We start from the raw sequence: 25,286 nt of genomic DNA, 5'->3' as shown, positions 1-25,286 counted from the left end.
GAATCGGCTAACAACCGCCGTTTTGCCCTTTTCCACGGGAGTTAAGCCGAGCTGCGCCTCTACCAAGCCTGAACGCATCAAATCAGACAAATTCAGCCGCAATTCAGCGCGGCACGGCCATAAGCGTAGGTGTACAGGCCCAGCAATGGGCCAGAAACGCTGCGTATCAAAACGGCGCAGCGGGGGCAAAAGACAGAAATTGAAGGTTAGTATGAAGACTATTTTCGCAGGATTGAGCGCGCTTGGACTGGCGCTGACAGGCGCTGCTGCGCTTTCCACGCCAGCCGCTGCGCAGGGCGAATACCGCCAGAAAATCTCCAATGACATGCGCAAATGCGCGCCTGGCAAAGGGCCCGCCGTGCGCGTGACCGTATCCGGCATCAAAAGCGCAACCGGCAAGGTTCGGGTGCAGCTGTACCGCGGGACAAAGGCCGAATGGCTTGCGAAAGGGCGCTGGCTCAACCGGATCGAAGTGCCTGCGCGCAAGGGCAATATGACGTTCTGCGTCCCCGTGCCCGCGAGCGGTAGCTACGCGATTGCCGCGCGCCATGATGCCAATGGCAATGGCGAAACCGATATTCGTCAGGATGGCGGCGCGATGTCGCGCAACCCATCGATCAATATCTTCAATCTGGGCAAGCCAAGCGTCAGCAAAACGCGCTTTAACGCCGGCGCGGGCGTCAGCTCGATTGCCATTCAGATGAAGTATTTCAGCTAAGGCTCAGCTCTGACGGCGGTGCCGCCACAGCGCAAACAGCACGCTGGGCGCCGCCAATAGCGGGTATTTCTCGCGAAATGGCGTCACTTCCACCGGCATTCCGGTGTGGCGCTCCACCTTCCACGCGGCATAGCGCGCCGCGCCCTCAAAGGTCGTGCTGGCCTTGATCAGCCGCAAGAAATTGAGCGGTTTGCCAAGCCGTCTGCGCTTGCTCCACCAGGCCAATATGCGCGCACGCTCGGCCTCTGAGAGGTGCGGCGTTAGTTGCTCATCATTTCTATCAAATTCAATGCCTTGTGCGCCTAACGCAAGTGGCAAAAGGCCAGCAAAATGCCCTGCATTGACCGAGAGAATATCGTTCTCGCGTCCCGCCTTTTCGACCCGGAATTCCGCTTTGTAGGTCGCCTGAAACAGCGCGCGCCAGTAATCCTCTGCGCTGCCGGTTTTGGGCCCTAGCGCCGCGGCCAGCCGTGCCGCCGTCATCGCCGCTTGGGCAGCAGCCGCCGTGACGTCAGCCTGCGCGGCGTCATCGCTGGTCCAGATCAGCGCGCTCGGCTGAACGAAGCGCGCCCAGATCGTGGTGTCGGTGAGTTCCCCTGCGGCAGCTTTCGCAAAAGCAACCAAAGACATGGTCGCGACCTTGGCCCTCAGAGTGACGCCGCCAGCAATCTCTCGCTCATGATAGCTCACGCGCGGCCAAATCCGTTCGATCTGATCACCGGGCAGCAGCACGTAAAAATCGAGCACACCTTCAAGCGATCCTGTGCGCAAGTTCGACCCATAGAACAGCACCGCCCGCGCACCCGCCGCCTCGCCCAAAGCCGCGGCAAAGCTGCGCACTTCATCGCCAATCGGCGCGGCCAATTGTTTGGTGATGCGCGCTTCAAGCGCCGCTGGCGCCTGCTCCTGCGCGTTCACGGGGTTACGAATTCCAGCTCTTGGCTTTGCTCGATCCGGTATTTCCCAGCCGGAAATGCCTCACCGTCCAAAATCACCTGGCCATCAATATCGAGCGTAAAGCTGGGCGCGCTGACCTGGTGAATGCCGCGTTCCCGCAGGTTCTTCGGCGTCCACCCGCGCGTCAAAATCGGCAACATAGCAGCGGTGCGGCGCGAGATCTGATCAAGCGCAACCAGCCGCAAGCCCTTGGTGAGCTTGCCAAATGGTTTAAGACCGGCGGGCAAGCGTTCCAAGGTGGAGGCAAACAGCAGCTGCCGCCGTTTGGGATCGCCGTGGCCGCTGTGCTCCATCAAAGCGCTGCTAGGACCGAGCCTAAGCTCCATTTCTGTGCCCCGACGCCAAACGTTCTTAGTCGAACCTAGTAACGACTGGAGAATAACCCAAGCGGTCGTGAGGCCGACGACAACGGAATCGAAAGCGCCCAGTCGGTGCGCGCTTTGGCCAGTTTGCGTTGTTGCCCGCGCGAATGCGCCTGCGCCCATGATAAAGCCCAAAACCCGCGCCTTGGGTCCGGTCAACGCAGTGAGCGCCATCGGACGGCGCAAAATCCGGCGGCCATTGTCGAGCGCATCGATCGCGCCTTGCAGCGTCCAATCGAGCGGTACATCAAGATCAACCGTCAGTGCATTTGTCTTACCCTTAGGCAAGACCGCAATCGGCGGCCAATCATCACCAAAAATACTCTGCCCGCAAGTCAGCACATCGCGCACAGTCCCATCGCCGCCATTAATGACGAGCAGATCGATCCCGCGCTTGGCGAGGCTGGACAGGGCCTGAGGCAGCTGATTGCGGTCACCGGGCTGGACGATGTAAACATCCGGGCTGATCCCGCAGTCAAAGTCCTGGCCTTTGTTGCGGTGGCTGCGCGGATTGTAGATCACGCCAACAGTCGGCGCCTCACCCGGCGCGCGCGTGCGGCGCGGCCCGGAACGGGGCGCAGACACGGCTCCGCGCGCAGCATCCGGCTGCGAACTCTGCGGAAATTCATATATCGACGTGCCCATAATTGCGGCTCCTAGCGGCAAACGGGGTTAGTCTGCCAGAAATTTCTCGCCCTGCTGACGTTACGGTTGGCGGGCGCCGCCGGTTACATCGGGGCTAAATTGTCTATGGCAAGCCCAGATTTGCGACCGGCGGAGGCACATGTGCACCAGATACGGCGCGGCGCGCGCAATTCGGGCTGGCCCGCAGGGGGTGAGCGGGGTTAGACTGCGGCCCATGCTTACATCCGCGCTCATTTCGCCCGATCTTGCCGCCTCTGCCGAGGAGCTTGGCCCTAGCCTTGTCGCGCTGAGGCGCGCGATCCACGCCGAACCGGAATTGGGCCTGGAGACTCCCAAAACGCTGGCGAAAGTGCGCGAGGCGCTGGCTGATATCGATCTTGAATGGCGGATCGGCACCTCTTGCACCGGAGCGGTCGCAACCCTCAAAGGCGCGAAACCGGGCACGCCGAGCCGCGAGCGGGTTGTCCTGCGCGGAGATATGGACGCTTTGCCAATGGCGGAGAAAACCGATCTCGAGTTTGCCTCCACTATCCCGGGACGAATGCATGCCTGCGGGCATGATACCCACACCGCCATGCTGGTGACAGCGGCCAAGCTGCTCGATGACAGCCTGCTTGGCGGGGAGGGCGACAGTGAGCGCACGTTGCCCGATGCCGCCTTTGCGCTGCACATCATGCCGAATGCCGCTTACGGCGTGCTCGCGGGCAAGCCGGGGCCGCTAATGGCAGCCGCCGATCAATTCACGATCACGGTGACGGGGAAGGGCGGCCACGCCTCTATGCCGCATGATTGCGAGGATCCCGTTCCCGCCGCAGCAGCTATCGTTGGCGCAGTGCAGGCAATGGTGACGCGGCGCTTCAATGCGGCCAGCGCCGTCGTGGTGACTGTGACGCAAATCCACGCTGGCACAGCGCATAATGTCATCGCAGATGACGCCACTGTGTCAGGCACGATCCGCACTTTAACCGCAGAAAACCGAGCAAAAATGCACCGCCTGATGGCTGACGTCACCTCAAACACGGCGGCGGCTTACGGCGTCACGGCGACCTGCGAGATTGAACCCGGCTTTCCCGTGACGCTGTGCGATGGACGCGCGGTGGAGCTGGGCCGCAAGGTTGCGAGTGCTTTGAATGATGGCGAGACGGACGCCTGGCGCGACCTCGCCGACCCGATCATGGGAGCAGAGGATTTCTCTTACGTGCTGGAAAAGGTGCCGGGCGCGATGTTCTTCCTCGGCGTAGCGCCGGATGGAGAAGATTGGAGCAGCTGCTGCGCCATTCACTCACCGCGCATGCATGTTGACGAAAGCGCGCTACCCAGAGGCGCAGCGATGCTGGCCGACTGCGCGCTGGAGTTTCTGGAAAACGGTTGGGCGTAAGCTGGATCCATAGAACCTAGCCACCCACTCCCTCCGCCCTTCCACCCGGAACCTACCGGGATACAATCCGGGTGGAAGGGCGGAGGGAGTGGGTGGCTATGGCCGAAAACTCTAGAATACGAACGGGAAGCGAACGACAGCGCGCATATCGGTGGCGTCATCGGTGAGGCCCGCTTCGATCCCGAAATTCACGCTCGTCTTCGGATTGATCTTATAGGTCGTCCCAAACAGGAAGCGTCCAATTTGGAGATCGCGTGAACTTTGAGTAACCGCTTCAGCACCCTCGGTGAGAGCCCGTGTAGTGGTCTCAGTCCCGAAACCCCAGCTGTGCGCATAGCCAAAGTTCAGCGACAGGCGCGGGTTGAGCGCAAGGCCAACCCCGGCGCTGAAGGAAATGACGTCACCGGGATCCACTCGCTCGATCTGCACTGGCGGCAGCACCGCATTGACGTCACGCGCGAAGTTCTTGGTGTAGCTGAGGCTACCGAACAAAACGCCCGGATCGCTTGGGATGATCGCAGTGATTCCCGGGGTTACGCCCCAGAAACCTGATCCAGTTGCCGCCTCGCTCGCTTCACCAAATTGATTACGAGTGAGTTCAAATGGGCCTTTTCCGGTTGGAATATCAACCTGCAGATTGCCGATCAAATATGCGCCAAAGCCCTTGGGGGCGTGCAATTGCTTGCGCAGCAGCACTTCAACATCGCCAATGCCATAGCCGCTCGCGCTGTTGTCGATCTCGCGCGTCTCGCCATTGGCGTTTGGCCCCGCGACCGGTGTGAGGACGGAGGTGTCCCAGCGGGCGATAAACGGCACATCGACGCCAATTTCGAGATCATTGGTCAGGCCATATTGCAGGCCGACCTTTTGCGTGAACACGTCCTGGCGGCTTTCGTTGATGTCGAACACGCCGACAAGGACGGATTCGACTACCTCAACCCCGCGGAACAAGGCGCGGTTGCGGTCTGCGCGGGCATAGCTCCACTCGACCTCGCCGCTCAATTTGCCCTTTTGGGTGATTGCGCTGCCCTGACGGCCTAGCGCAGCAATTTCTGGTTGGCGATCGGCATCTTCTGGCGCGACGCCCACGGCGCCCTGCGGGCGGCCCTGAGAGCCCCCTGTTTGGGCGCTGCGAGCACCCTGCGGAGCCGCAGAGGCAACACGGCGCGGCGCGGCACCAGGCTGAGCCTGAGATGGCGTAGCGGCAGCGCGGCGAACCACTGGCTCTTCGCCCAGAGCAAGCGCCAAGCGCCGCTCCATCGCGTCCAATTGGTTTTGCTGAGCTTGAAGCGCGCTGATCTGCTGCGCGATCGAATCCCGCTGCGCCGACACTTCGGCGCGCAATTGCGCGAGTTCAGCGGCGTTTGTGGGAGTTTTTGTCTGTGCGTCCGGCTTTGTAGCCACGCGCGCTACTGGCTTGGCCGAGCGCGGGCCAACAGGCTGCACCACGGGCCGCGAAACCATTTCGATTTCGCGCGTCTGCGTGCCAGCGCCTTGCCCAGCGTTCTGGGCCACTGCGGGCCCTGCGAGCAAAGCGGCGCCCATAAGAGCGAGGCTCAGAAATGCGTTGCGCATTGTGTACTACCATCCGTCCGGACAGTCGCGACTTAGGTCAGTCGAAACTGAAGTTTGCTGCATCCTCAGCAAGCGAACCCAGTGACGGAATAAGCGAACCAATTTGACCAGTCGCCATTCTCGAAAGGTCGAGATCAATGGTGGTGACGGTCGAAATGGTGCGATCATCGGCGGAATTGGTGATGATACTGCCGGTTGCCCGGCCTGCTAGGTGAACAACCTGAGTTTGAGGAACCGAAATGGTTATACGGCTGCCTGTATCGTCGCCATCGGTTTCCACCGACACGTCCTGAGACACTTGCTCAATCGATACAACGGGTCCGCCCTCAGCCAGCACATAGGACGAGCGCAATACGAGCTCTCCATCAATACTGGTTTCCTGGGTGATGGCCATGTCCAGATCGATGCCACCGGGAAGAATAAAACCGCCGCGCTCACCAGCCAAAGCAGCGTCATCCATCGCCGCAACCGCGCCAAATGGCGATTGCGCAGCGACAGGTGCAGCCACAAAGGCAAGTATCACAGCAAGATAGCGAATAATTCGCATCGTTAAAATTCCCCGTAGCCCGGCGCGGTAAGGTTCAGAACTTGCTGACTCACCGGCTGGAACATGCCTTGGTCCGCCCCAAATGCTGCGACGCGGCCCCATTGCGCGTCTGCATTAAAGGCAAGATGGTTAATTTTTGCTCCACCAGTCACGACAAAATAGACGCCATTCCAGGTTTCTTCGAATTCTTCGCGGTCCATCCGGCGTAGTCCCAGCGAAGGGTCTCCGACCAGGACGAAGCCGTCTTCAATGCCCTTAACCACCACAAAATGGCGGTATCCATTCGGCGCGATCAGCGCGATGCCTGGGGTTTCAGCCTGGCGAACTTGGTCAAGCGAGACCTTATAGCCGTTTGCGTCAATTCCCTGAGCGCCAAGGTAACGTTTCATGTCGAGCAGAGAGAAACCCTGCTTCTGAATCGCCGCCTGATCGCCATCACGCCACATTCCGCGAAACACCAGGCCTTCGCCCTGCTCGCGGCCGTAATGATAAGTCAGCAGCGTTGCGAGCGCGGCGGAACCGCAACTGAAATCAAATTGCTGCCGAACGACAGTATCATAGCGGGTCTCAACCATGCTGCGCGGCGCGTTTTCCAGCGCCAGCGAGCCGGCATGCGTTGTGAGCTGAAACCCGCCGTCACTGGCGGGCACAGCGGCACAAGCAGGCAGGAGCATAGCCCCTGCCATTGCCGTGATCATTCGTGAGACGCCGCGAAATGCCATAGTGCAATACTGGCTTATTGCGCCGGAAGCGCGATGTTCACCTGGATAGAGGCGTTGATCGCAACATTATTGCCGGTGTTGGCATTGAGAATGGTCATGCCATTCATATTGTTAAAGGCATTGTCGCTGATTGAGATCGTGCCCGTGTTCGAATTGTCGCCGACGCTGTTGCCGTCAACGCTGTTCGTCTGATCCGAATTGGTCAGCTGGGTGAGATCTTCCTTACCGGCGATTTTGGCCAGCTTGCCCTCGTCCACCGGAGTGGCATCAGCAAACACTGACTTTGCCGCAGGCGCGCTTTGCTCTGCAGGCGCTGGTTTCGCGTCTTCGGCAAGTGCCGGAGAAGCAAATGCAGCAGCCGCCAGTGCAAATGCCATGCTGATCTTAGTCATAGCTTAAACTCCTTGTTCTCAGGCGCCTGCGCCAGCCCGCCCATGCGAGAAGGCGGCGCAAGGCAGACCTGAAAGAGGGCTTAGTTTCCGCCGAAACTGTCGCCTGAAACAGCGATGGTAACGCTGGCATTTTGCGACGCGCCCACACCAGTGTTCTGGTTCAGCGCATTGTTGCCTGCATAATTGCGGAAGGAGCTGCCACGGTTGACGAGATTGTTGCTGAGACGAGCTGTGTCTTGAAGATCACCGTAGTCAACGTCTACGCCGGTTACGACGTTCGAGAGAGCGGTGTCTGCAACGATTGCAGCGCCGTTGAAATTGTAGGTTTTGTTCGAACCTACGCCCTGAGCGATGTTGTCCGAGTTGTCGTCGAAGCTGTCAACGTAATCGCGATTGTCATCAAAGCTGTCGTTGAACTCGCGGTTTGAGTTGTCGTTGAAGCTGTTGTTGTCCGAGTTATCGTCGAAGCTGTCGTTGAAATTGTCGGTGTTGTTGTCGAAGCTGTCTTCAACAACCGTCACGTCTGTGTCCACGACGACGACATCGTTGTCGACATCAACGTCAGTGTTCGAGCTGGTCGCGTCCTGAGCGAAAGCTGAGGTGCTGGCCGAGAGTACGGCAACAGCGGCAATCAATGCGGTTTTCATTGCTTGGTCTCCTAAACGAATCGTGGACACCAAAGTGCCCGTCGCCACGTAGGAATACGGAGGTACCCGGTTAGAAAAGGGAAACCTTCATGCCTAAGGCGAGGTTAAATTTGGAGCTCTCACCCTCGGTGGAGTGGGCCTTAAACCCCTTAATTCTGGGCTAGTGATCTGCAATGCCGCGCCGGCTAGAAACGATAACCGATTCTCACGCCGACCCGGATCGCGTCATCGTCAAACCGCTCATCATTGGAGGATTTGAGGCGGTATTCCGCGCTGGCATTGGCATAGAGACCGCGCGATGCGCGTCCCCAGGCAAGCTCCACCGCGGGCGCGACATAGCTGTCTTCGCGCAGCGCGCCGTTCGGATCGCCCCGCGCAATGCGAGCGTCATAATCCCACTGGCGATATTCAAGTGACGGGCGAAACCGCAGACGTTTGGCAATCGGAACGCTGTATTTCACCCGCGCGCTTTGTCGGTCAAAGCTGCGGCGCGGTTCGTTATCGCTTTGCATGTCCTCTTGGCGGACATCCAGGCGGATCCAGTGATAGGGGCCAAGGCGGCGGTTGTATTGCGCGGTGACCTGATAGCCATCGCCATCGCCGCCGATGGTGGTGTCATATTCGCGCTCGCGATATTCAGCGGTCACGCGGACTCGGTCGTTGCCGCGCTGCCATTGCACGCGCGCGCCAATGCTGGTCTGATCGGCGCTAAACGCCTCCAAAACAGCGATATTTTCATAGCGGCGCACATGACCGCGCAGCTGAACCTCTTCAGAGACCTGATGCGTCACGTGCAGGCGGCCAACCGCCGTTTCCAGGCTGTCGCGGCCGTCATCGCGAAACTCAAACAGGCGCCCTTCGGCCTCAGCCCGGACGCTGGTTGTCTCGCTGAGGTCAAATGTCACGCCAAGCCGGGCGCGGATACCAACGCCGGAGCTGTCGATCGCATCGCCTTGGTCAAAATCCAGATCAGATTCAACGCCGCGGATTTCGACCAGCCCGTCGAACTGGACGCGGTCTTCACTTGCAGTCTCTTCAGTGGCGACGTCCTCTTGCGGGCCGGTGACCTGCGCGCCCGCTGGCGAGCCGAGAACGGCCAAAGCCAAAGCCGGGCCGAGCCATTTCATGGCCTGCGGCATGGCCAAAACAAACGGAAACTTCACGGCTCGATCCTTTCTTTGAGGCTTTTCGCAGCCTTCTGGAGGCGCTTTTTGAGCTCCTCCTCATTCATTTCTGCTTCGATCAGCGCATGCTCATGCGCGCGCGCCAACTCGCTCAGCTTGGCGTCTCCAAAGGTTGTCGCGGTCCCGGCAATTTGATGCAGTAAGTGTCTAATCTCATTGACAGTTTCAGCGCTGAAATCGGCATTTTTGATCGCTGTTTCGACCAGCTTGAGCGTGCGCTTGTTGCGGTCGCGAAATTGCTGCTCCAGCGCCTCCATCAGCGCTGGTTCAATCGTAGAGGCTGGTTTTGAGGCTCGTTTGTCCGCCTTGTGCCCCCAGGCCTCCAAAGTGGCGCCCAAATCTTTGAGCGCGACCGGTTTGGCTAGGAAAGCCTGCATCCCGCAGGCTCGGTACGAGCGGATCTCGTCAAAGCTGGTGGCGGCGGTGACCGCAACAATCGGCAGCGCATCGGCGTCAAACCCGCGCGCGCGCAGGCGCTTGGTCGTCTCAACACCGTCCAAAATCGGCATCATCACATCGACCAGCATCAGCGAATAGGGCCGACCTTCGGCTTTTGCGGCCTCGACCAGCTCGATCGCTTCCAGCCCATTGGCGGCAATATCCATCTCGACCGAGAAATGCTCGGCCATGGCCCGCATCGCCTCGGCGCTGATCGGCGTGTCTTCGGCCAGCAGAACGCGCAGCGCTTTCGCGCTGGCACCGGCTTTGGCGGTCGCCCACTGGGTGTTTGATGCTTCTTTCACCCGGCGCTTATGTAAGAATATGATTAAGACGGAGCTAACGATGTTTACCTAAGCCGCGCGGCTCACAACGCGTTCACTCCTTCGTGACGTCATTTTACATTTCGCGCGCTTTGCAGCCGCCTTCCCCGCGCAGGTCGCGCAGCGCCCTAATATACAAGCCTGTGATGATTAACGGTTAATTAGGGATAATTCCTTAGCGCCAGACCCTGAATAGTAACCATGAAAGGCAGCTTTGCTGGCTGCTTGGCCGGATCGCTCCGGCTGCGCCCACCAATTCATGGCCGATGAAACGGCCAGTTTGGGCGGGAAAACTAAGGGGGTCTGGGGCATATTGGCAGCTGGGTAGGCATCGCCGTCATTCTCGTATCTGTCCGCATCGCGGCAGGGGCGAGTGAGACCGCATCGCTCCATCATCTGCTGATCCCATACACATCGTGACCGCGCTTTCGCCCACTCCTGCTCTGGAAGACAGCAAGCCGTCAGGCTCCGCGTCTGCGCGCGGGAGTACGCGCAGCTCGCGGCGCATGCGCGCTGTCCGGCGCGAGCTGCTGGGCCAATGGCTTGGCCCGCTGCTGGTCGCGATTGCGCTGGCCGTCCTCCATCAACTGGGCGCCTTTGCGCAAGTGGATGGACGTTTCTTCGATGCCGTCACCGTCAATCAAGCGGGCAGCCAGCCCAGCGTGGTGGTGATTGAGCGCGATCCCGGTTTTGCCGCGCAAGACCCAGCCCAATATACCGCTCTTGAGCGCTCGCTTGCCAATTTGGGCGTTGAGCGGATCGGCTATCTCGGCGCTGATCGGGTCCCCGCGGCCTCGGCCGCTGTTCCCGTCATTGTCGGCCTGCCAGCGCAGCAATTGCCCGAAAATGAAAGCTGGGAGCTGCAAGGCGCGGGCACCGCCGGATCAGCCATCCCCACGGCGCGGACTTTGGCTCCGGCGCAATATGGCATCAACCGCGCGCAATCGGCGGTTCTGCCGGGACGCAGCGAGAGCATTCCTGTGTTTGACGCTGCCCTCGCTGGCAAAAGCCCGGCGCGCGGTGAGTTTCTGGTGCCGATGCCAAGCCGTCAGAGCATTCCGATCCTCAAAGCCAGCCAGCTGACCAGCGGCGAGATCCAGCCGGGCGAACTGTCCGGTCTGGTCGCTATGGTGGTTCGGCCAGATGCGCTGCGCGGTTCGCTCAGCACACCGCTCAGCCCGAACAGCCATTCCACCAGCGAGGCAATTTTCCGCGCCCATGCGGTGAACGCGCTGAGGACCGATCAAATCAGCTATTATGCCCGCGATTGGCAGGTTTGGGCCATGCTACTGGCGCTCGGCGCGCTGCTGTCACTGGTCTACCGAGAGACCGATCCCAAACGATTGGCGGTCTTGGTACCGATCAGTTTCAGCCTGCTCATCGCCGCGGCCTGCTGGGCTGTTTTGCTGTTTACGAACACTCTGCTGCCTGTCGCCGCGCTGATGCTCGCGCCGTGGATCATCACCTTCCAGCGCGTGATTGAGCGCGAAACCTCGCAAGATCGGCGCCTTGAACGCACCGCCTCGCGCGCGGTGCAGACCTCGTTCAACCGCTCGGCCTTGCGCGAAGGCGCACGCCTGCCTCAGCTGCTCGGTTCCGCCGCGCAATATGCCGGGGTTGAGCGCAGCCTGCTGGTCGAATTGCTGCCCAACGGCCAGCTGGAACCAGTCGCGGCCAACAACGCCTCGATCGAAGACATTGCCATTGCGCCCAAACAGCTCGCCGCGATCCTGAAAGACCTGCGCGCGACCTTTGCCGTGCGCGATGCCGCCGACATCGTCCCCAGCTGGACAGGCGAGGCGCGGATCGGCTGGGTCGGCGCGGGCGACCAACAATTGTTCTGGCTCCACACCCGTCCGGACACCGCCACGCCGGGCAAATCGGCGCATCTGGTGCGCGCAATTGTCACAAGTTTCCGCGAGCTGTTCCGTTGGCGCGCTGATCTCAACGCGCGGGCAAGCCAGGAAAGCCGCTATCTGCCGCTTGATGATAAGGTCGCAAGCGCCATCGCGCTGGTCGCCAACGAATCTGAGCAAGTGCGCCGCGGGTTCGACACGATCGACACCGCCGTCATCATTTTCCACCTGATCGGCTCTCCCTTGCACGCCAATGAAGCGATGCAGGAGCTCTACCGCGAGGCCGGGCTGGGCCTGTTCGACACCTCGCTGTCGGAGGCTTTGCTGGCGCTGACCGAGCTCGACGCAGAGCGGGTCGAGGCGCTGATCGAAGACCTGATGCTCAACGGCTCTGAAATGCGCATGCCGATGCGCGATCTGGGTGACGGCAATCGCCAAAGCGAGCGGATGCTGCGCCTCGCCGCGCCAGTCAGCCATGCTCACGGCGCAGACCGTATTCTGGTGCTTGAAGCGATTGATATGCGCGATGTGAACCGCGCCGCTGACCTGCGCAAAGCGGTCGCGAAATTCATCGATCTGCAATTGCGCAATGATTTTGAAGCGATCCTGCTCGGCTCGCAGCTCGCCAGTGACGAGCGGCTGGCCAGCGAACAAGTGCGCAGCGTGGTGGACCGCATCAGCGAGACCGCCCGCCGCGCAACCAGCCGCCTGGATGAGGTTGCTGGCCTGATCCGGTCCGAAACCCGCGACCTGACCGAGGCCTGCTATCCAGTGGACGCCGCTGCCGTTGCCAAAGACGCAATCGCGCGCGCCTCTACGCTGGCTGACGAGCTCGGCGTGATCATCGAAGCGGAGCACCCGAGCGTGAGCGGTTTCACTCTGGCAGAGCCCAATGCGCTGGCTGATATGCTGGTCGCAATGCTGCGCGTGGTGATCGCCGATACGCCGCAGCACGGTGTCGTCAAATTGAAGCTCGAAGAGCTGCACGGGCGCACACTTATAAGGATTTCTGGCGGCTTTGGCATCGGCTTTGACCGGCTCCTCTGGCTGATCGCCAATTACGAAGAAGGCGCGGTCGGCGAATACCGCGTGATCGGCGAGGGCATGGCCAAGGTCACGCGCTGGTCGGCCAGCGTTTCCTATTGGGGCAGCCAGTCAAACGGCTTTGGATTTAATGTAGATTTGCGAGGGGTCGGCTGATGGCGGCGCGTATTCTGGTGATCGATGACGATCCCATTCTGGCGGGGCTGTTGCAGCTGACGCTGCAGCTCGAAGGCTATGAAGTCGATGTCGCGAGCGACGGGGATGCGGGCCTGAAACAGGTGAAAGCAGCGCGCTTTGACCTGATCCTGCTCGACCTTGTCATGCCGAAAATTGACGGGATCAAATTCCTGCGTCTGCTGGCTGAGAGCGGCGCGCACCGCCCGCCGGTGATGATCGTGTCCTCTGCCACCGAAGAGAAGCTGACCGAGCAGCACCATGCCCTCGGCGTGGTTGATATTGCCCGCAAGCCGGTGGAGCCTGCTGAACTGGTCAAACGCGCAGCCCGCGCGCTGGCTGGCGGAAGCGCGCCGGTATCGGCTGACCCAGCGGCGGAGCAGGGCTGAGACAATACGCCGTGGACCTCTTTCCTCTCACCATATTTCCTGAAGGCGGATTGGCCGGATCGATCATCACGACCGTGTGGGTCGGTGTGTTCGTCATGTGCTTTTTCAACCTGCGTTATGGCTGGGTGCTGTCGGGTCTGGTGGTGCCGGGCTATCTCGTCCCGCTGATGATCGTGAAGCCGTTTGCGGCGCTCGTGATCAGCGTTGAGGCAATCGTCGCTTACCTCATCGTCTGGGTGTTCTCGCAAAAGCTCGCGCCGGGCCGCTTCCCCAGCCTGTTTGGCCGCGATCGTTTCATGGGTCTGATCCTCGCCAGCATCGCGGTGCGGCTGTCATTTGACGGCCTGCTGCTGCCGGAATTTTCCGGCTGGCTGGAGGAAAACTTTGACCGGCGGATCGATTGGGAAAACAATCTGCAAAGCTTCGGCCTCGTCATTATCTCATTGATGGCGAACCAGTTTTGGAAACCGGGCCTCAAGCGCGGCCTGCCAATGGCCTGCGTCACCATCGGCCTCACCTATCTGATCGTGCGCTACGGCCTGATGGAGATCACCAATTTCCGCATCAGCGGCGTGTTCTATCTCTATGAAGGGCTTGCAAGCTCCATCCTCGCCAGCCCCAAAGCCTATATCATCCTGACGCTGACGGCGCTGATCGCGAGCCATTACAACGTCAAATATGGTTGGGATTTCTCCGGCATTCTGATCCCGGCGCTGATCGCGCTGCAATGGTATCAGCCGACCAAAATCCTGACCTCGTTCGGCGAGGCGATCCTGATCTATTGCATCGCACGGATGATCCTGCAGCTGCCATTTATGGCCAATGTCACGCTGGAGGGCGGGCGCAAATTGCTGCTCTTCTTCAACATCAGCTTCGCCTGGAAAATGGCGCTGGGCTGGTTCATCGTGTGGCAGGGCATTGACGTGAAAACGACCGATTTCTTCGGTTTCGGCTATCTGCTCTCGACGCTGATCGCGATCAAAGCGCATGATAAAGACATCTTCCCGCGCGTTGCCCGCTCCACCTTGCAGGTCAGCCTGGCCGGCGCGGTGATCGGCAATTTCGTCGGCTTTACGCTGACCGCTGCGACCGCGCGCGCGCCTTGGAACGATGGCCCGGTTCAGGCCGATGGCCTGCGCTCTGGCAATTCGCCTCAGCTCAACGCGCTGATCGTGAACGCGGTTGGCGATGCGCACACCCGCGTGATGCGCGGCGCGGCTCAGCCCTTGTCGAATGAGGGCCGCAGAACCCTTTCGCGGCTGGTCGAACTGATCGAAGAAGGCGTGCCCGAAATCGCGCCAGAATTTCATCAGCGCGCCAGCGGTTGGCGTTTACTTCGGATCGAGGACGGTCGCCTCGCGATTATCCGCGATGATGACAAGGGCGCAGAATTGCTGGTGTTTGATCCCAATGCTGCGCGTGACGAAGCGATCATTCTGCCTGACCCGACAGCAATGCCGGGTCTCGCCAATGCCGCCCTCGCCCTTCAGCGAAATCAGGACGCGCGCTGGCTGGTGCTCGCCGCACCCGCCCCCGCCGGACGGAGCAGCGACAGCAATGTCGCGCAGATCTTTATCGATGCAACGCAGACGGCGCATATCGTGGTCAGCGCAGCGGACCCCGGCTCCGCCTCGCGCTTTGCCTTTGCCGATGGCGCAGGCGCCGCCGCCAATGTGGCGGCTTTGCGTGACCTTGCACCCGATCTCAAAGTCAGCCTGGCGGGCGAAGGACGCGGGCTGCGCGGCGATTATGCAACCTTGGAGCTGAGCGAAGCGTCCTTGCGTCACATCGCCAGCCTGACCGCACCCGCTCAAACCGCTGGACAACCAAAACTGTGCGCATTGTCGCGCGGAGCGGCCGAAGACAGCCATTGGGACGGCCTGCCTCAACTCGCCTTCGCACGGTTTGAAATCGCCACCCCTATGATCGAGCGCGTGCGCGCCGGTGAAACGCCAGAAATTGCCAGTGCTGCGGCGCAAATGGCTGGCATGGACATTGCCCGTTGCCGCTTTGGCTCCAAAATGCATTGGAGCCTGTCTGCGGCTGGCCGCGATGAAGGCAATATCTTCCTCGCCGAAGGACAAGAACCGCAAAAGGCGGTTTTGACCTTTGAAAACTCGCGCGGCGTCCTGCCCGCCCGGATTGGCGTCGCGGTGCACGGCAAATGGGGCTCAAACGCTCTGTTCGTCGCCACTCGAAGCGACAGTTTCCTGCGCGATCCGCACACGATCTTTGATGTCACATGGCAGGAATGGGTCCGCAGCCAAGAAGGCGTAGAGGATCCGATGATCTTCCAATTGCGCGCTCGCCCGCGCGAAGCGGTGGATTACCGAAAAGGCGTTGATGTGCTGGTCGCGAAAGACCGCATTGGGCCAGAACAGCCTGCGTTTAGCGAGGTCATCTCTGCCTTGCGCAGCGCTGGTCTGCGGGCTGAAACGGTCACCAATGCCTATGATCAGGCAGGCATGGAAGCCCGCCCCAGCATGTCGCTGCGCTATATCGAAAGCACCAGCGAGCGGCGCTACGCCTTTGGCTGGTTGATGTTCCCTGACATCGGGGAGCGCGCACAATGACACTGTCGATGCTCGCTAAGTCTTTGGTGTTTGCGCTACTGGCTCTGGCTTCGGGCTGGGCCGGGCGCGAATACGCTATGCCGCTCGCCAGCTACCTTACCGATGTGCGCGATATCACCGCGCGCGATGCCCGCATTTCAAAACGCTCCATCGTCTACCGCATCCCGGAAAATGACAATCTGGCCTTCACTTTCTCCCAGCCGGTAACCAAGGCCAAAATCCTGCTCGCCCCGTCGGTGACAGAGGATGTGCGCGGGCTTCAAAAAGGCTTTGTCTACGGCCTGCGGATGCGCTGGATCGGCGCAGATGGTGAGGTGATGTCTGTCCATGATGCCTATCTGCAAGCGGATTCGCCCGACGTCGTGTTTGCCTCGGGCAACACCTGGCGGTTTTTCCGCACCCAGCCCGAATTGGTCGCCGAGCAAGACCAATTGCTGGTCGAAAGCCCCGTGCCCGCCGCAAGGTTGGAACTGGAAATGTTCGACATTGATCGCGGCATTGTCGGCGTCGATGTGCAAGTGTTTGAACAGCGCACCTATCTCGGCAACCAGTCGCTCGCGGCCTACCGGCGCTTGAGCGATGACACGCGTGATCTTTTGACCGAGCCCAACGCTTTTCCAGCCGACATGCTGACGCGCGAAGAGCGCTTTTACCTGGGCCGCAACCATTGGCGCGCCGTGGGTCCGCTGGGCATTAGCGGGAGCGATTACACCCTGCTGGTGCTGTATGAGGCATCGCGCGACGAAATATCCGATGATATTACCCAAGGTGATGCGCCGTGAGCCGCGCGAAACCCATTCTGGCAGGCGGCGCAGCGGCGGCGATTCTCGCGGGCGCAGCCTATCTGTTCCCTCCCTTTGGCGGGGTCGAAGGCACGGCTTTCGCCGACAACGCTGAGCTGGCCCGCGCGCAAAGCGCCTTTGCCGAGCTGCTTAGCGGCAATAAGGATCGCTTGGCTGACCTTGCAGAGCTGGGCCTTATGGAGTCGGATGTGCCCGGCGCTGAGGGCGCTTTGCTGCTGAGCGAGGGCGCGGGCGATTGTCAGGCACGCGGAATCTACTGGGTGCGCGAAGGGGCTGCGCCGCCACTCGCGATCACCGCGCCGCACCGCGGATCAGACCGTCACACTGGCAGCATCGCCTCCGCTCTGTTTTTGGAAACCGGCGCGCAGGCCGCCGCGTGGAATTCCGCGCCGCGCCGCAAAACCAGCGGGTGCGAACACGCACTCGATCTGGCGCGCACCAAGGACCACCTGTTCAGCGCCTTCGCGCTTGGCTTTGCGCAGGCCGCGCCGAACGGGCTCAACGTGCAGCTGCACGGCTTTGACGGAGAACGGCGGGACAGCGTGGCTGCGCAAAGTGCCGGCATGATCCTCAGCAATGGCACAGAAGAACCCAGCGAGCGCCTGCTCGATCTGGCGGATTGCCTCAGCATGGCCTTCGCGCCTGTTCCCGTGCTCGTTTATCCCGGCGACACTGGCGAGCTTGGCGCTCTCTCCAACGCTCAAGGGCAATTGCTGCGCGAGGCCGGGTTCGACGGCTTCGTCCATATCGAAATCTCTGCCGATTTGCGCGCCGCTATGATCGAAGACGGCGCTCTGCGGGCAAAGCTTGGCGCATGTCTGGTGGAGGCTGCATCATGAGCGTCCACACCAAAATTGATGCCGGGCTCGCCGCGCCGCAAGAACGCCTGCTGGCCGACCGTTTGACCGCTGGGCTCGCGCCCAAAATGCGCCCCGTGTTTGAGGACGTCCATGCCGAAATTCTGGCGCTGGCCGACAAGCAGAGCGAGTTTGCCGATCCGCGCGTGCACGCCGAGCTGCTGGCGCAATATTGCGCTCAGCAAAGCGATTCCATCGCCGCGCTGGCCACTGCTGAACGGGAGTTTCAGACCCGTCACGCCAACGCCATCGACCAAGCCGAAGAGCGCGCAGCAATCCTCGATTTCGCCCGCGCATTGGGAGCAGACCGCAAGCAATTGAACAGCGACCGCAAGGCGTTTGATGTCTATTTCGATGCCGATGCAGCCGTCGAGCGGTTCCACAAACGTGTTGGTGAGCGAGAACGCGCTTTGGCCCATGCGGTTGAGCGGCTCGGCCTGATCGCAGCCGATGCGGTCGCGGCCGACCCGATGATGGTCCACACCGCGTTCTTCGTCGATCTATTCGACGATCTGCTCGACGCCATGCGTAGCTGGCGCGGGGATGCGCGCATCCGCTGCGCCGCGCACACCTGCCTTGCGACCATCGCCAAGCAAATCGACCATTGGCCCTTTGGCGCGTGGCTGGAGGCGGTGCTGAGCGCGACGCGCCGGGTGTGCCTCGATGAAAGCGAAGATGTGTGGGTGCAATGCGCCGCGTTTGACGCGCTGCTCGCGCTTTCGCCCAAATCCATCGCGACCGCTGTGAATGCGCGGCTTAAGCAGCCGCTCTCGGCCAAGCCTGCGCGCGCGGCAGACAATGAGCTGTTCCTGCGCCGCCATTTGGTGCGCCTGCTGAGCGCGAACTTCGCTCTGGATGAGGCGTTTGCGCGACTGCTCACGAAACTGGGCGAAGACGAAAGCGGCGCGGTGCGCCAATCGCTCGCCGATACGCTGCACCTGCTGCCGAAACCGGCCGCGGCGGAAACATTTGTCGCCCTGCGCGATGACAGCGACCACCAAGTTCGCGCCGCCATCTTTGCCGATGTGCCGCGCATGATGCGGGCCATGACGCCAGACGACTATGCAGCGCATATCGGCCATGTCCTGGCCCATGACAGCGACGAATTTGTGCTGCGGATCACATTGGACGCCGCCTCTGCGCTTGCCACCTTCTGCCGCCAGTCCGGCGACCTGGGATCCGACCGGACCATCACGCAAATCCGCCAGCACATCGCCGCGTTTCAGGCCCGCCGCCTCTCACCCAAGCTGCTGCGCTGGGCCGATGAAGCGGCTGAGCGCGCATGGCTGATGTCGGACCTTGATGCGCTCGAAATTGCCGAAGCGATCCGCGAGGTGACGCGCGATCAGCGCGAGGCGGATATCCGCACTGTCAAAGCGCTCAAACCATGGCTCGCTCAAGACAGCGAGCGGGTGGGCCGGGTGATGGCTGTGCTCGCGCAAAACGACTTTGGCCTCTCGCTCAAAACTGGTCGCCGCCCGCGCATTCAGCGCGGCGAGTGGATCAAGCGGCGACTGTGGCGCGTCCTGTTCGAGGGGCGCAATTCCGCCACCGACAAGCGCCAAGCCCATATCCACACCACCGGACGCCATTACTTCGGCACGATGCTCGCCCCAAGCGCGCGCATGGCCGAGCTCGCCCCCACCAAAGTGCCCGGCGAACCCCTGTTTGAAAGCAGCGAGGGCGGCTGGCGCAATTACCTGCCGCTGATCGATATGGTGCTGGCCGCGCTTGACCAAGGCAAGCCACTCGAGATTTTCGCCAGCGCCGGGATCACCACCCTGACCCCGCCTGCTGGCCTGTTCAGCCGCGCGCGCGCATTCTGGCGCATCTCGCGCGAATTCGCCGCGCTCGCCAATCAGCGCAACCGAGAGCCTGCGGAATTCCTTGAGGCTCTGCGCGGCTTTGGGATCGACACCGCATTCCGTGGCTATGATGCGGACAGTCCAGCCAATCCCGAAATTGCCAAGTTTTTCGGAGCGGAGGAGCCAGCATGATCGATACGCTCTCCCCGTTGATGGACAAAGCCTTTGTCTATGCCTCCACCGTCTATGAGAACAATCTCATCGAGCTGGCGATCTTCCTCGCCGCTGCCAGCCTGTGGTTCTTCACCCGGCACATTGTGCTTGGCTGGTACGCCCGGCGCCTGCGCAAATCGCTGAGCCTGGTGCTGGGCGGCTGGGGCACGCGCGGCAAATCCGGCACCGAGCGGCTGAAGGCAGGCCTGATGAATGCGGTGGGCCCATCCATAGTATCGAAAACCACCGGCTGTGAAGCCATGTTCCTGATCGGCACGCCGTTTGGCGGGCTCACGGAAATGTTCCTGTTCCGCCCCTATGACAAGGCGACGATCTGGGAACAGTTCAACCTGATGAAGACCTCCAAAGGTCTGAAAACCCGCGTATTCCTGTGGGAATGCATGGGCCTCAACCCCGACTATGTCCGCGTCTTGCAGCAGGATTGGATGCGCGATGATATCGGCACCATCACCAACACCTATCCCGATCACGAGGATATCCAAGGCCCGGCTGGACGCAATATTCCAGAGGTCATGTGCGAGTTCATCCCGAACGGATCACAGCTGCTCACCACTGAGGAAGAAATGCTGCCCATCCTGCAAGAGGGCGCGGCCAAAGGTCAGACCGATATGCGCACTGTCGGCTGGAAAGAGGCCGGGCTGGTGCATCAGGATCTGCTCGACCGTTTCCCCTATGAAGAGCACCCTTATAACATCGCTCTGGTAACCGCGATGGGCGATGAGCTGGGCCTCGAACACGATTACTGCGTGCGCGAAATGTCAGACCGCGTGGTGGCCGATTTGGGCGTGCTTAAAACCTATCCGCGTTCCACCATCAATGGCCGCACTCTGGAATTTATCATGGGCATGTCCGCCAATGAACGCTTTGGCGCGATGGGCAATTGGGACCGGATGGGCATGGCCGAGCATGACCTTGCTCACGATCCTGAGATCTTCATCAGCACCGTCGTCAACAACCGCGCCGACCGCGTGCCGCGCAGCCGGGTGTTTGCGCGCATGCTGGTCCATGATGTTGCGGCTGATCGCCACGTGCTGATCGGGTCGAATGTTGAGGGGCTGATCGGCTTCATCAACGAGGAATGGGAGGCATATGCCGCCAACCTCACCCTGTTTGAAGAGGGCACCGAGCCTTTGGCAAAGTTGGAGGCCCTGACCAAGCATCAGCGCATCGCTCAGGACCAAGCTAGCCTCGACGGGCTGCTCGCCGCTATGCTGGCCCCGCAGGCGGATGTGCTGAGCGCAACAGACGCGATTACCGCGGCTAAAACTGGTCAGCTCGCCGAAACTCTCCGCAGCGCCGAGGTTCAAAACCACGAGGCCATTCTCGCGCATTACGAGGCCATGGCAGAGAGCACACGCGACCTCGCCGAGCTCCAGCAAGCGGTCGCCAAAGGCGGCGACGCGGCTGCGCTTGATGCGCAAATGCGCGCGCTGCTGGGCAGGGCATTCAAGGCCAAGCTGCTGCCCGTGCGCGACACCTATACCAAGGGCGAGGCGATTGTGCGTCTGGTCGCCGACAGCACCCCGCCGGGTCTCACCAACCGCATCATGGGCATGCAGAACATCAAGGGCACCGGCCTTGATTGGGTGTACCGCTGGCAGGCGTGGGAAACGGTCGCCAAAGCGTGCGAGCAGCTCGCCTCTGACGAGCCAGCCGAGATCGAGCGCGGATACCGCGCGCTCGCCAGCTTCCAGGAATTTGGCATTTTGAGCGAGCGTGCCGTTCTGGAAAGCATCGCCTCAGCCCGCGCGCACCTCAATTCCGTGCCGAGCATTTCGCCAGCGCAATTGGACGCTCTTACGGCAAGGCTCTATAAACAAGTGCGCGCGCAGGATCCGGTTGATGCGAATGAAGACGGCAGCGACGATGAAACGCGCAGCGCCCTTAAAGAAGCTGCCGACCGCCTGATCAACATGGCCGAGGGCTTTATCGACCCCAGCGATGCCGTGCGCCGCCGCCGCACCTCTGACAAGATCTACAAAGCGCTGATCGCCGAGCAAGTATCCCTGCAACGCGCCGCCGCAGAACTGAAAGAAATCACCTCAAGGCAAAAAGGCGGCTGGCTGTCCAAATCGATCAAACAGCGCAGCGGGAAGCTGCTGCCGTTTAAGAAGGCGGCGTAACGCGCGGGATTACTGTGGGTGCGTGCAGCTGAGCATGCCGAGAACTCAGGCCTCAAACCGCCACGCCAAAATGGCGCACCCGAGAGGATTCGAACCTCTGGCCTCTGCCTTCGGAGGCACAAAATACGGTGCATTATGTTGCAACGCAGCAAAACGAAAATGAACTCTAAATAACGATTTTTTATAGGTAAAATTGGGTTCTTAGAGTTGCGAATCGTTCGCATTTGTTGCACTGCGTTCACATCTCCTGCACTTACATTTCACTTACGGATTCGCTACTTTGTGATCGAAGAAAAGATCGCAATGCATGCAGCGCTAAACAATTCCGTGGCATTGAGGGCAGCGGCCAAGGCGAAGCCGTATGAGTTGCGCGACCCTAATTTCGGCGGGCTTCTGCTTCGAGTTCAACCATCGGGCGTAAAGACCTGGTATCTCGAATTTGAGCGTGGCAAGCGCATCAGGCTCGGTCGCCTCACAAGTATGGGATATGGTGAAGCGGTCGAGGCTTCAAAGAGCGCGCTTGGCCCCTATTGGGCCGGTGTCGATCCACGCATCGAGCGCCAGAAGCGCAAGCAAGTCTCAACTTTCGGCGAGTTCATCGATGAGCACTACGCCGATTGGGCTCGGGTTCACCAGAAAACTGCCGAGGCCAATCTCAAGCGCCTGAAGGTTGCTTTCAAGAAATTTCTCAAGATGCCTATGGCGACCATCTCGCCACTCGATATGGAGCGCTGGCGTGCCCAACGCATGAAAGACGGCGTCAAGCCCAACACCATCAATCGCGACATCACGGCGATCAAGGCGGCGCTGAACCGAGCTGTCGATTGGGAGCTGATTGCAGTGAACCCAATCGCCAAGGTGAAGAAAGCGCGCGAGGATAAGGAAGTTCGTGTTCGATACTTGGACGAAGCCGAGGAATTTCGTCTGCGCGCACAAGTGAAGAAGCGCGAAGACAGAATGCGCAGCGAACGTGATACAGCCAATCAGTGGCGGCGTGAGCGAGGCCGAGAGCTCTTGCCCAGCCTTCGCGCCGTTCCGTTCACCGATCACCTGACGCCCATGGTGCTTATTTCGCTCAACACCGGTATGCGACGCGGCGAACTGTTTGACCTCAAATGGTCGCATGTGAATTTCGACAGGCGTATAGTCACGGTGTCGGCGCAAACGGCCAAGTCGCGAAAGACACGGCACGTTCCGTTGAACGCGGAAGCCTATGAAACTCTCAAATCCTGGCGCTCGCAATGCGATCTGGGCAACAGCCGCGTGTTCGAAAGCGAAGAGGGCGCTCGCTTCGATAATGTGAACTCCTCGTGGAAGAAGCTGCTGGATGACGCGAAGATCTTGGATTTCCGGTGGCACGACATGCGTCACCACTTCGCCTCTCGCCTGGCCATGGGAGCCGTGGACCTCAACACGATCCGCGAACTGCTTGGCCATAGCGATTACGCGATGACGCTACGCTATGCGCACCTCGCACCGGAGCATAAGCGCGAGGCTGTCGAAGTGCTCGACAAGCCAAGACCGCACCTCAAGATCGTAGCCACAAATTGAGGTGCCTAGCCACCAGTCCATACTTTATGCACCCGAACGGGCGCATTATGACCGGCAGCGCCAATCAGCAATCATTTCGCTCCCGTTCGGGATCAAATATTGACTTTGGACGCAGCAAGTGCCAATTTGCTCCCGAAAGGGATCAAAAATGAAACAGGTGACCGATAGCCAGCGGCTCCTCAAGGCTCTCAACGAACAGGATCAGGTGTTTCGCAAACTCGCCACGAGTGGGGCGCTCGATGCAGTGACGAAAGCCAACCGCGAGATCAGTGCTCGATTTACGGAACTAGTATCGCCCGCGCAGAAGCTCAGCGAGCAGCTGCGCAATCCACCCTATCAGCGGGCGATCGACATCGCCAGGCAGCTGTCCGAAGCGTCCATTGGCGCTTCGCCGACAAGGCTGTCTCCACCGCGAGTTGGGACCGTTCGCACGCAAAAACCCGGCGAACGTGTGCGAACGGTCGCAGAATTGGGCGCACTTGTCCGGCACGCGCGCAAAGCCATGAAGATGAACCAGTCAGAGTTTGCCGCTCATGCCGGAGTGGGGCGGAGGTTCGTTTCGGAACTCGAAAGCGGGAAACCCAGCCTCGAATTTGATCGGGTGATAGCCTGTGCCCAAGCGGCGGGCATTGATCTGACCGCACGAATGCGCAATCGCTGATGTTGATCCTGCAAGTCTGGCTCGAGGCATCGGCGGAACCAATCGGCTACCTCGTCAAGGGCGATGATGCCGACCTTTCCTTCACCTATAATCCACAATGGCTCACCGACCCGAACGGCCACCCGTTGTCGCTCTCGCTTCCGCTTCGCGCAGAGCCATTCGGCGATGTTCCAGTGCGCGCATGGTTCGGCAATTTGCTGCAAGAAAATGACCAACTCGAAGCGACGATGGCCCGCTATGGCATCGAGCGCAGCGACATCGCTGGCTTGCTCGAGCATCTGGGCGCTGACTGCCCCGGCGCGGTCAGCGTGCTGGGTACGGATAGTCCGCCGATCAAACGTCCGGGTACGCTGAGCGAAGACTACGACCCGCTAGATGATGCAACGCTGCGGGACATCGTCGAACGCCTCGCCACAGGCAAGCCCCTCCCGGACGAAATGCGAGACCCCTCTCCGGTTGCGGGCGTACGCCGCAAGATTTCGTTGGCCGCACTGCCTGACGGGCGCTTCGCACTTCCAAAGCAAGGCACTGGCGCACCTACCACCCACATTCTGAAACTGCCCGATCGCAACTACCGCAACGAGGCTCGCGATGAAGCTTTTTTGACCCAGCTGGCAGCCCAGTGCGGCTTTTCGATCGGCACCTGCGTAGCGGACAAAATCGCTGATCATGACGTCCTGCTCATCGAGCGCTTCGATCGCTTGATCGAAAACGACAAGGTGTATCGAGCTCACGTTGAGGACTTCGCGCAGGCCAGCGGCCTTCCTGCGGAGCTCAAATACGAACGGCGTGGAGAACCGGGGCGACGGTTCGATGCCGGGACCATCGGGGCCATTCTGGCAGCAACTGACCAGCCTGCGCGGGCCCGTGACACATTCCTAAGAATGACACTTTTCAATCTGCTCCTTGGCAACAACGACAACCATGCCAAGAACAATGGCCTCATCTTTTTGCCTGGCGGATCGACGCAGCTCGCACCGTTCTATGATCTGACACCAGTGCAAACCGTAGAAGAATACACCGACGAACTGGCGTTCAATGTAGGCGCAGCGAGCCTCTTCGACGATCTCACCGCAATTGACCTTACCGATTTCTGCACCGCTATTGGCATACCAACAGTGGGCGTGCCCGCGCTACTGAAGGCTGCGTCAGGCAATCTCATCGACCAGATCGAAAACCTTTCGGCGGACTTTCCCCGCGAAATGTCCGCTCTCGACCGTCTGTTCGGACATACGGCCGAGCACCTCAATGACGTGCTCGGTTTAGGTCGCGAATTACGCGAGCGAGACGCCCATGTGACTAGCGGAGGCGGTTGGGCTCTCAGCTGA

21 protein-coding genes are annotated in these 25,286 nt (G+C 60.5%); 12 read left to right on the top strand and 9 right to left on the bottom strand.

Annotated elements, in window-relative coordinates:
- Positions 1-211 precede the first annotated feature (211 nt).
- Entirely contained in the window at positions 212-718 is a 507-nt protein-coding gene (locus tag AC0V6U_RS14775; RefSeq protein ID WP_472643894.1) for a DUF2141 domain-containing protein, read from the top strand.
- A 3-nt stretch (positions 719-721) separates the two neighbouring features.
- On the opposite strand, the gene AC0V6U_RS14770 is transcribed toward AC0V6U_RS14775, so the two are convergent.
- Together AC0V6U_RS14770 and AC0V6U_RS14765 are read right to left on the bottom strand one after the other, a co-directional pair.
- Positions 722-1,636 (bottom strand): hypothetical protein, encoded by a 915-nt coding sequence (locus AC0V6U_RS14770; RefSeq protein ID WP_472643893.1) that lies wholly within the window; start codon positions 1,634-1,636, stop codon positions 722-724.
- Positions 1,633-2,682, bottom strand: a complete 1,050-nt coding sequence (locus AC0V6U_RS14765; protein WP_472643892.1) for a diacylglycerol/lipid kinase family protein — start codon at positions 2,680-2,682, stop codon at positions 1,633-1,635. The genes AC0V6U_RS14770 and AC0V6U_RS14765 overlap by 4 nt, the downstream gene beginning before the upstream one ends.
- 214 nt (positions 2,683-2,896) lie before the next feature.
- Between AC0V6U_RS14765 and AC0V6U_RS14760 the strand changes: the two genes are divergently transcribed.
- A complete protein-coding gene (locus tag AC0V6U_RS14760) occupies positions 2,897-4,060 on the top strand; it encodes a M20 metallopeptidase family protein (RefSeq protein ID WP_472643891.1) in 1,164 nt (387 codons plus the stop codon).
- Between the two features lie 111 nt (positions 4,061-4,171).
- Here AC0V6U_RS14760 and AC0V6U_RS14755 read toward each other — a convergent pair whose 3' ends face one another.
- The 7 genes from AC0V6U_RS14755 to AC0V6U_RS14725 all read right to left on the bottom strand — a co-directional run bounded on the left by AC0V6U_RS14755 (position 4,172) and on the right by AC0V6U_RS14725 (position 9,870).
- Positions 4,172-5,635 carry a transporter gene (locus tag AC0V6U_RS14755; protein ID WP_472643890.1) on the bottom strand — a complete coding sequence of 488 codons (1,464 nt, stop codon included), beginning with the start codon at positions 5,633-5,635 and terminating at the stop codon, positions 4,172-4,174.
- Between the two features lie 37 nt (positions 5,636-5,672).
- Positions 5,673-6,182 (bottom strand): hypothetical protein, encoded by a 510-nt coding sequence (locus tag AC0V6U_RS14750; RefSeq protein ID WP_472643889.1) that lies wholly within the window; start codon positions 6,180-6,182, stop codon positions 5,673-5,675.
- A 2-nt stretch (positions 6,183-6,184) separates the two neighbouring features.
- Positions 6,185-6,856, bottom strand: coding sequence for a C39 family peptidase (locus tag AC0V6U_RS14745; protein WP_486169513.1), 672 nt, complete (start codon positions 6,854-6,856; stop codon positions 6,185-6,187).
- A 62-nt stretch (positions 6,857-6,918) separates the two neighbouring features.
- Complete coding sequence (locus AC0V6U_RS14740; RefSeq protein WP_472643887.1) at positions 6,919-7,296, bottom strand: hypothetical protein; 378 nt, start codon at positions 7,294-7,296, stop codon at positions 6,919-6,921.
- Positions 7,297-7,376: 80 nt separating this feature from the next.
- Positions 7,377-7,943 (bottom strand): hypothetical protein, encoded by a 567-nt coding sequence (locus AC0V6U_RS14735; protein WP_472643886.1) that lies wholly within the window; start codon positions 7,941-7,943, stop codon positions 7,377-7,379.
- A gap of 185 nt (positions 7,944-8,128) precedes the next feature.
- Complete coding sequence (locus AC0V6U_RS14730; RefSeq protein ID WP_472643885.1) at positions 8,129-9,106, bottom strand: hypothetical protein; 978 nt, start codon at positions 9,104-9,106, stop codon at positions 8,129-8,131.
- Positions 9,103-9,870 carry a response regulator gene (locus AC0V6U_RS14725; protein ID WP_472643884.1) on the bottom strand — a complete coding sequence of 256 codons (768 nt, stop codon included), beginning with the start codon at positions 9,868-9,870 and terminating at the stop codon, positions 9,103-9,105. The genes AC0V6U_RS14730 and AC0V6U_RS14725 overlap by 4 nt, the downstream gene beginning before the upstream one ends.
- A 524-nt stretch (positions 9,871-10,394) precedes the next feature.
- On the opposite strand from AC0V6U_RS14725, the gene AC0V6U_RS14720 reads away from it, so the two are divergent.
- The 10 genes from AC0V6U_RS14720 to AC0V6U_RS14675 all read left to right on the top strand — a co-directional run bounded on the left by AC0V6U_RS14720 (position 10,395) and on the right by AC0V6U_RS14675 (position 25,286).
- On the top strand, positions 10,395-12,944 hold the full coding sequence (locus AC0V6U_RS14720) for a nitrogen regulation protein NR(II) (RefSeq protein ID WP_486169512.1): 2,550 nt from the start codon (positions 10,395-10,397) through the stop codon (positions 12,942-12,944).
- A complete protein-coding gene (locus AC0V6U_RS14715; RefSeq protein ID WP_472643882.1) occupies positions 12,944-13,351 on the top strand; it encodes a response regulator transcription factor in 408 nt (135 codons plus the stop codon). The genes AC0V6U_RS14720 and AC0V6U_RS14715 overlap by 1 nt, the downstream gene beginning before the upstream one ends.
- An 11-nt stretch (positions 13,352-13,362) precedes the next feature.
- Complete coding sequence (locus tag AC0V6U_RS14710) at positions 13,363-15,924, top strand: poly-gamma-glutamate biosynthesis protein PgsC/CapC (protein ID WP_472643881.1); 2,562 nt, start codon at positions 13,363-13,365, stop codon at positions 15,922-15,924.
- A complete protein-coding gene (locus tag AC0V6U_RS14705) occupies positions 15,921-16,706 on the top strand; it encodes a hypothetical protein (RefSeq protein WP_472643880.1) in 786 nt (261 codons plus the stop codon). The genes AC0V6U_RS14710 and AC0V6U_RS14705 overlap by 4 nt, the downstream gene beginning before the upstream one ends.
- Positions 16,703-17,566 carry a hypothetical protein gene (locus tag AC0V6U_RS14700; RefSeq protein WP_472643879.1) on the top strand — a complete coding sequence of 288 codons (864 nt, stop codon included), beginning with the start codon at positions 16,703-16,705 and terminating at the stop codon, positions 17,564-17,566. Before AC0V6U_RS14705 ends, AC0V6U_RS14700 begins: the two co-directional genes overlap by 4 nt.
- Positions 17,563-19,581 (top strand): hypothetical protein, encoded by a 2,019-nt coding sequence (locus AC0V6U_RS14695; RefSeq protein WP_472643878.1) that lies wholly within the window; start codon positions 17,563-17,565, stop codon positions 19,579-19,581. The genes AC0V6U_RS14700 and AC0V6U_RS14695 overlap by 4 nt, the downstream gene beginning before the upstream one ends.
- The gene (locus tag AC0V6U_RS14690) at positions 19,578-21,746 is read left to right on the top strand and encodes a hypothetical protein (RefSeq protein WP_472643877.1); all 2,169 of its coding nucleotides are present in this window, start codon (positions 19,578-19,580) and stop codon (positions 21,744-21,746) included. Before AC0V6U_RS14695 ends, AC0V6U_RS14690 begins: the two co-directional genes overlap by 4 nt.
- Positions 21,747-22,049: 303 nt before the next feature.
- A complete protein-coding gene (locus tag AC0V6U_RS14685) occupies positions 22,050-23,297 on the top strand; it encodes a phage integrase (protein WP_486169511.1) in 1,248 nt (415 codons plus the stop codon).
- Between the two features lie 148 nt (positions 23,298-23,445).
- On the top strand, positions 23,446-23,958 hold the full coding sequence (locus AC0V6U_RS14680; RefSeq protein WP_472643875.1) for a helix-turn-helix transcriptional regulator: 513 nt from the start codon (positions 23,446-23,448) through the stop codon (positions 23,956-23,958).
- A complete protein-coding gene (locus AC0V6U_RS14675; protein WP_472643874.1) occupies positions 23,958-25,286 on the top strand; it encodes a type II toxin-antitoxin system HipA family toxin in 1,329 nt (442 codons plus the stop codon). Before AC0V6U_RS14680 ends, AC0V6U_RS14675 begins: the two co-directional genes overlap by 1 nt.

The sequence above is a fragment of the Erythrobacter sp. W36 genome (assembly GCF_057364935.1).
This window is presented reverse-complemented; position numbering and strand designations above follow the sequence as displayed.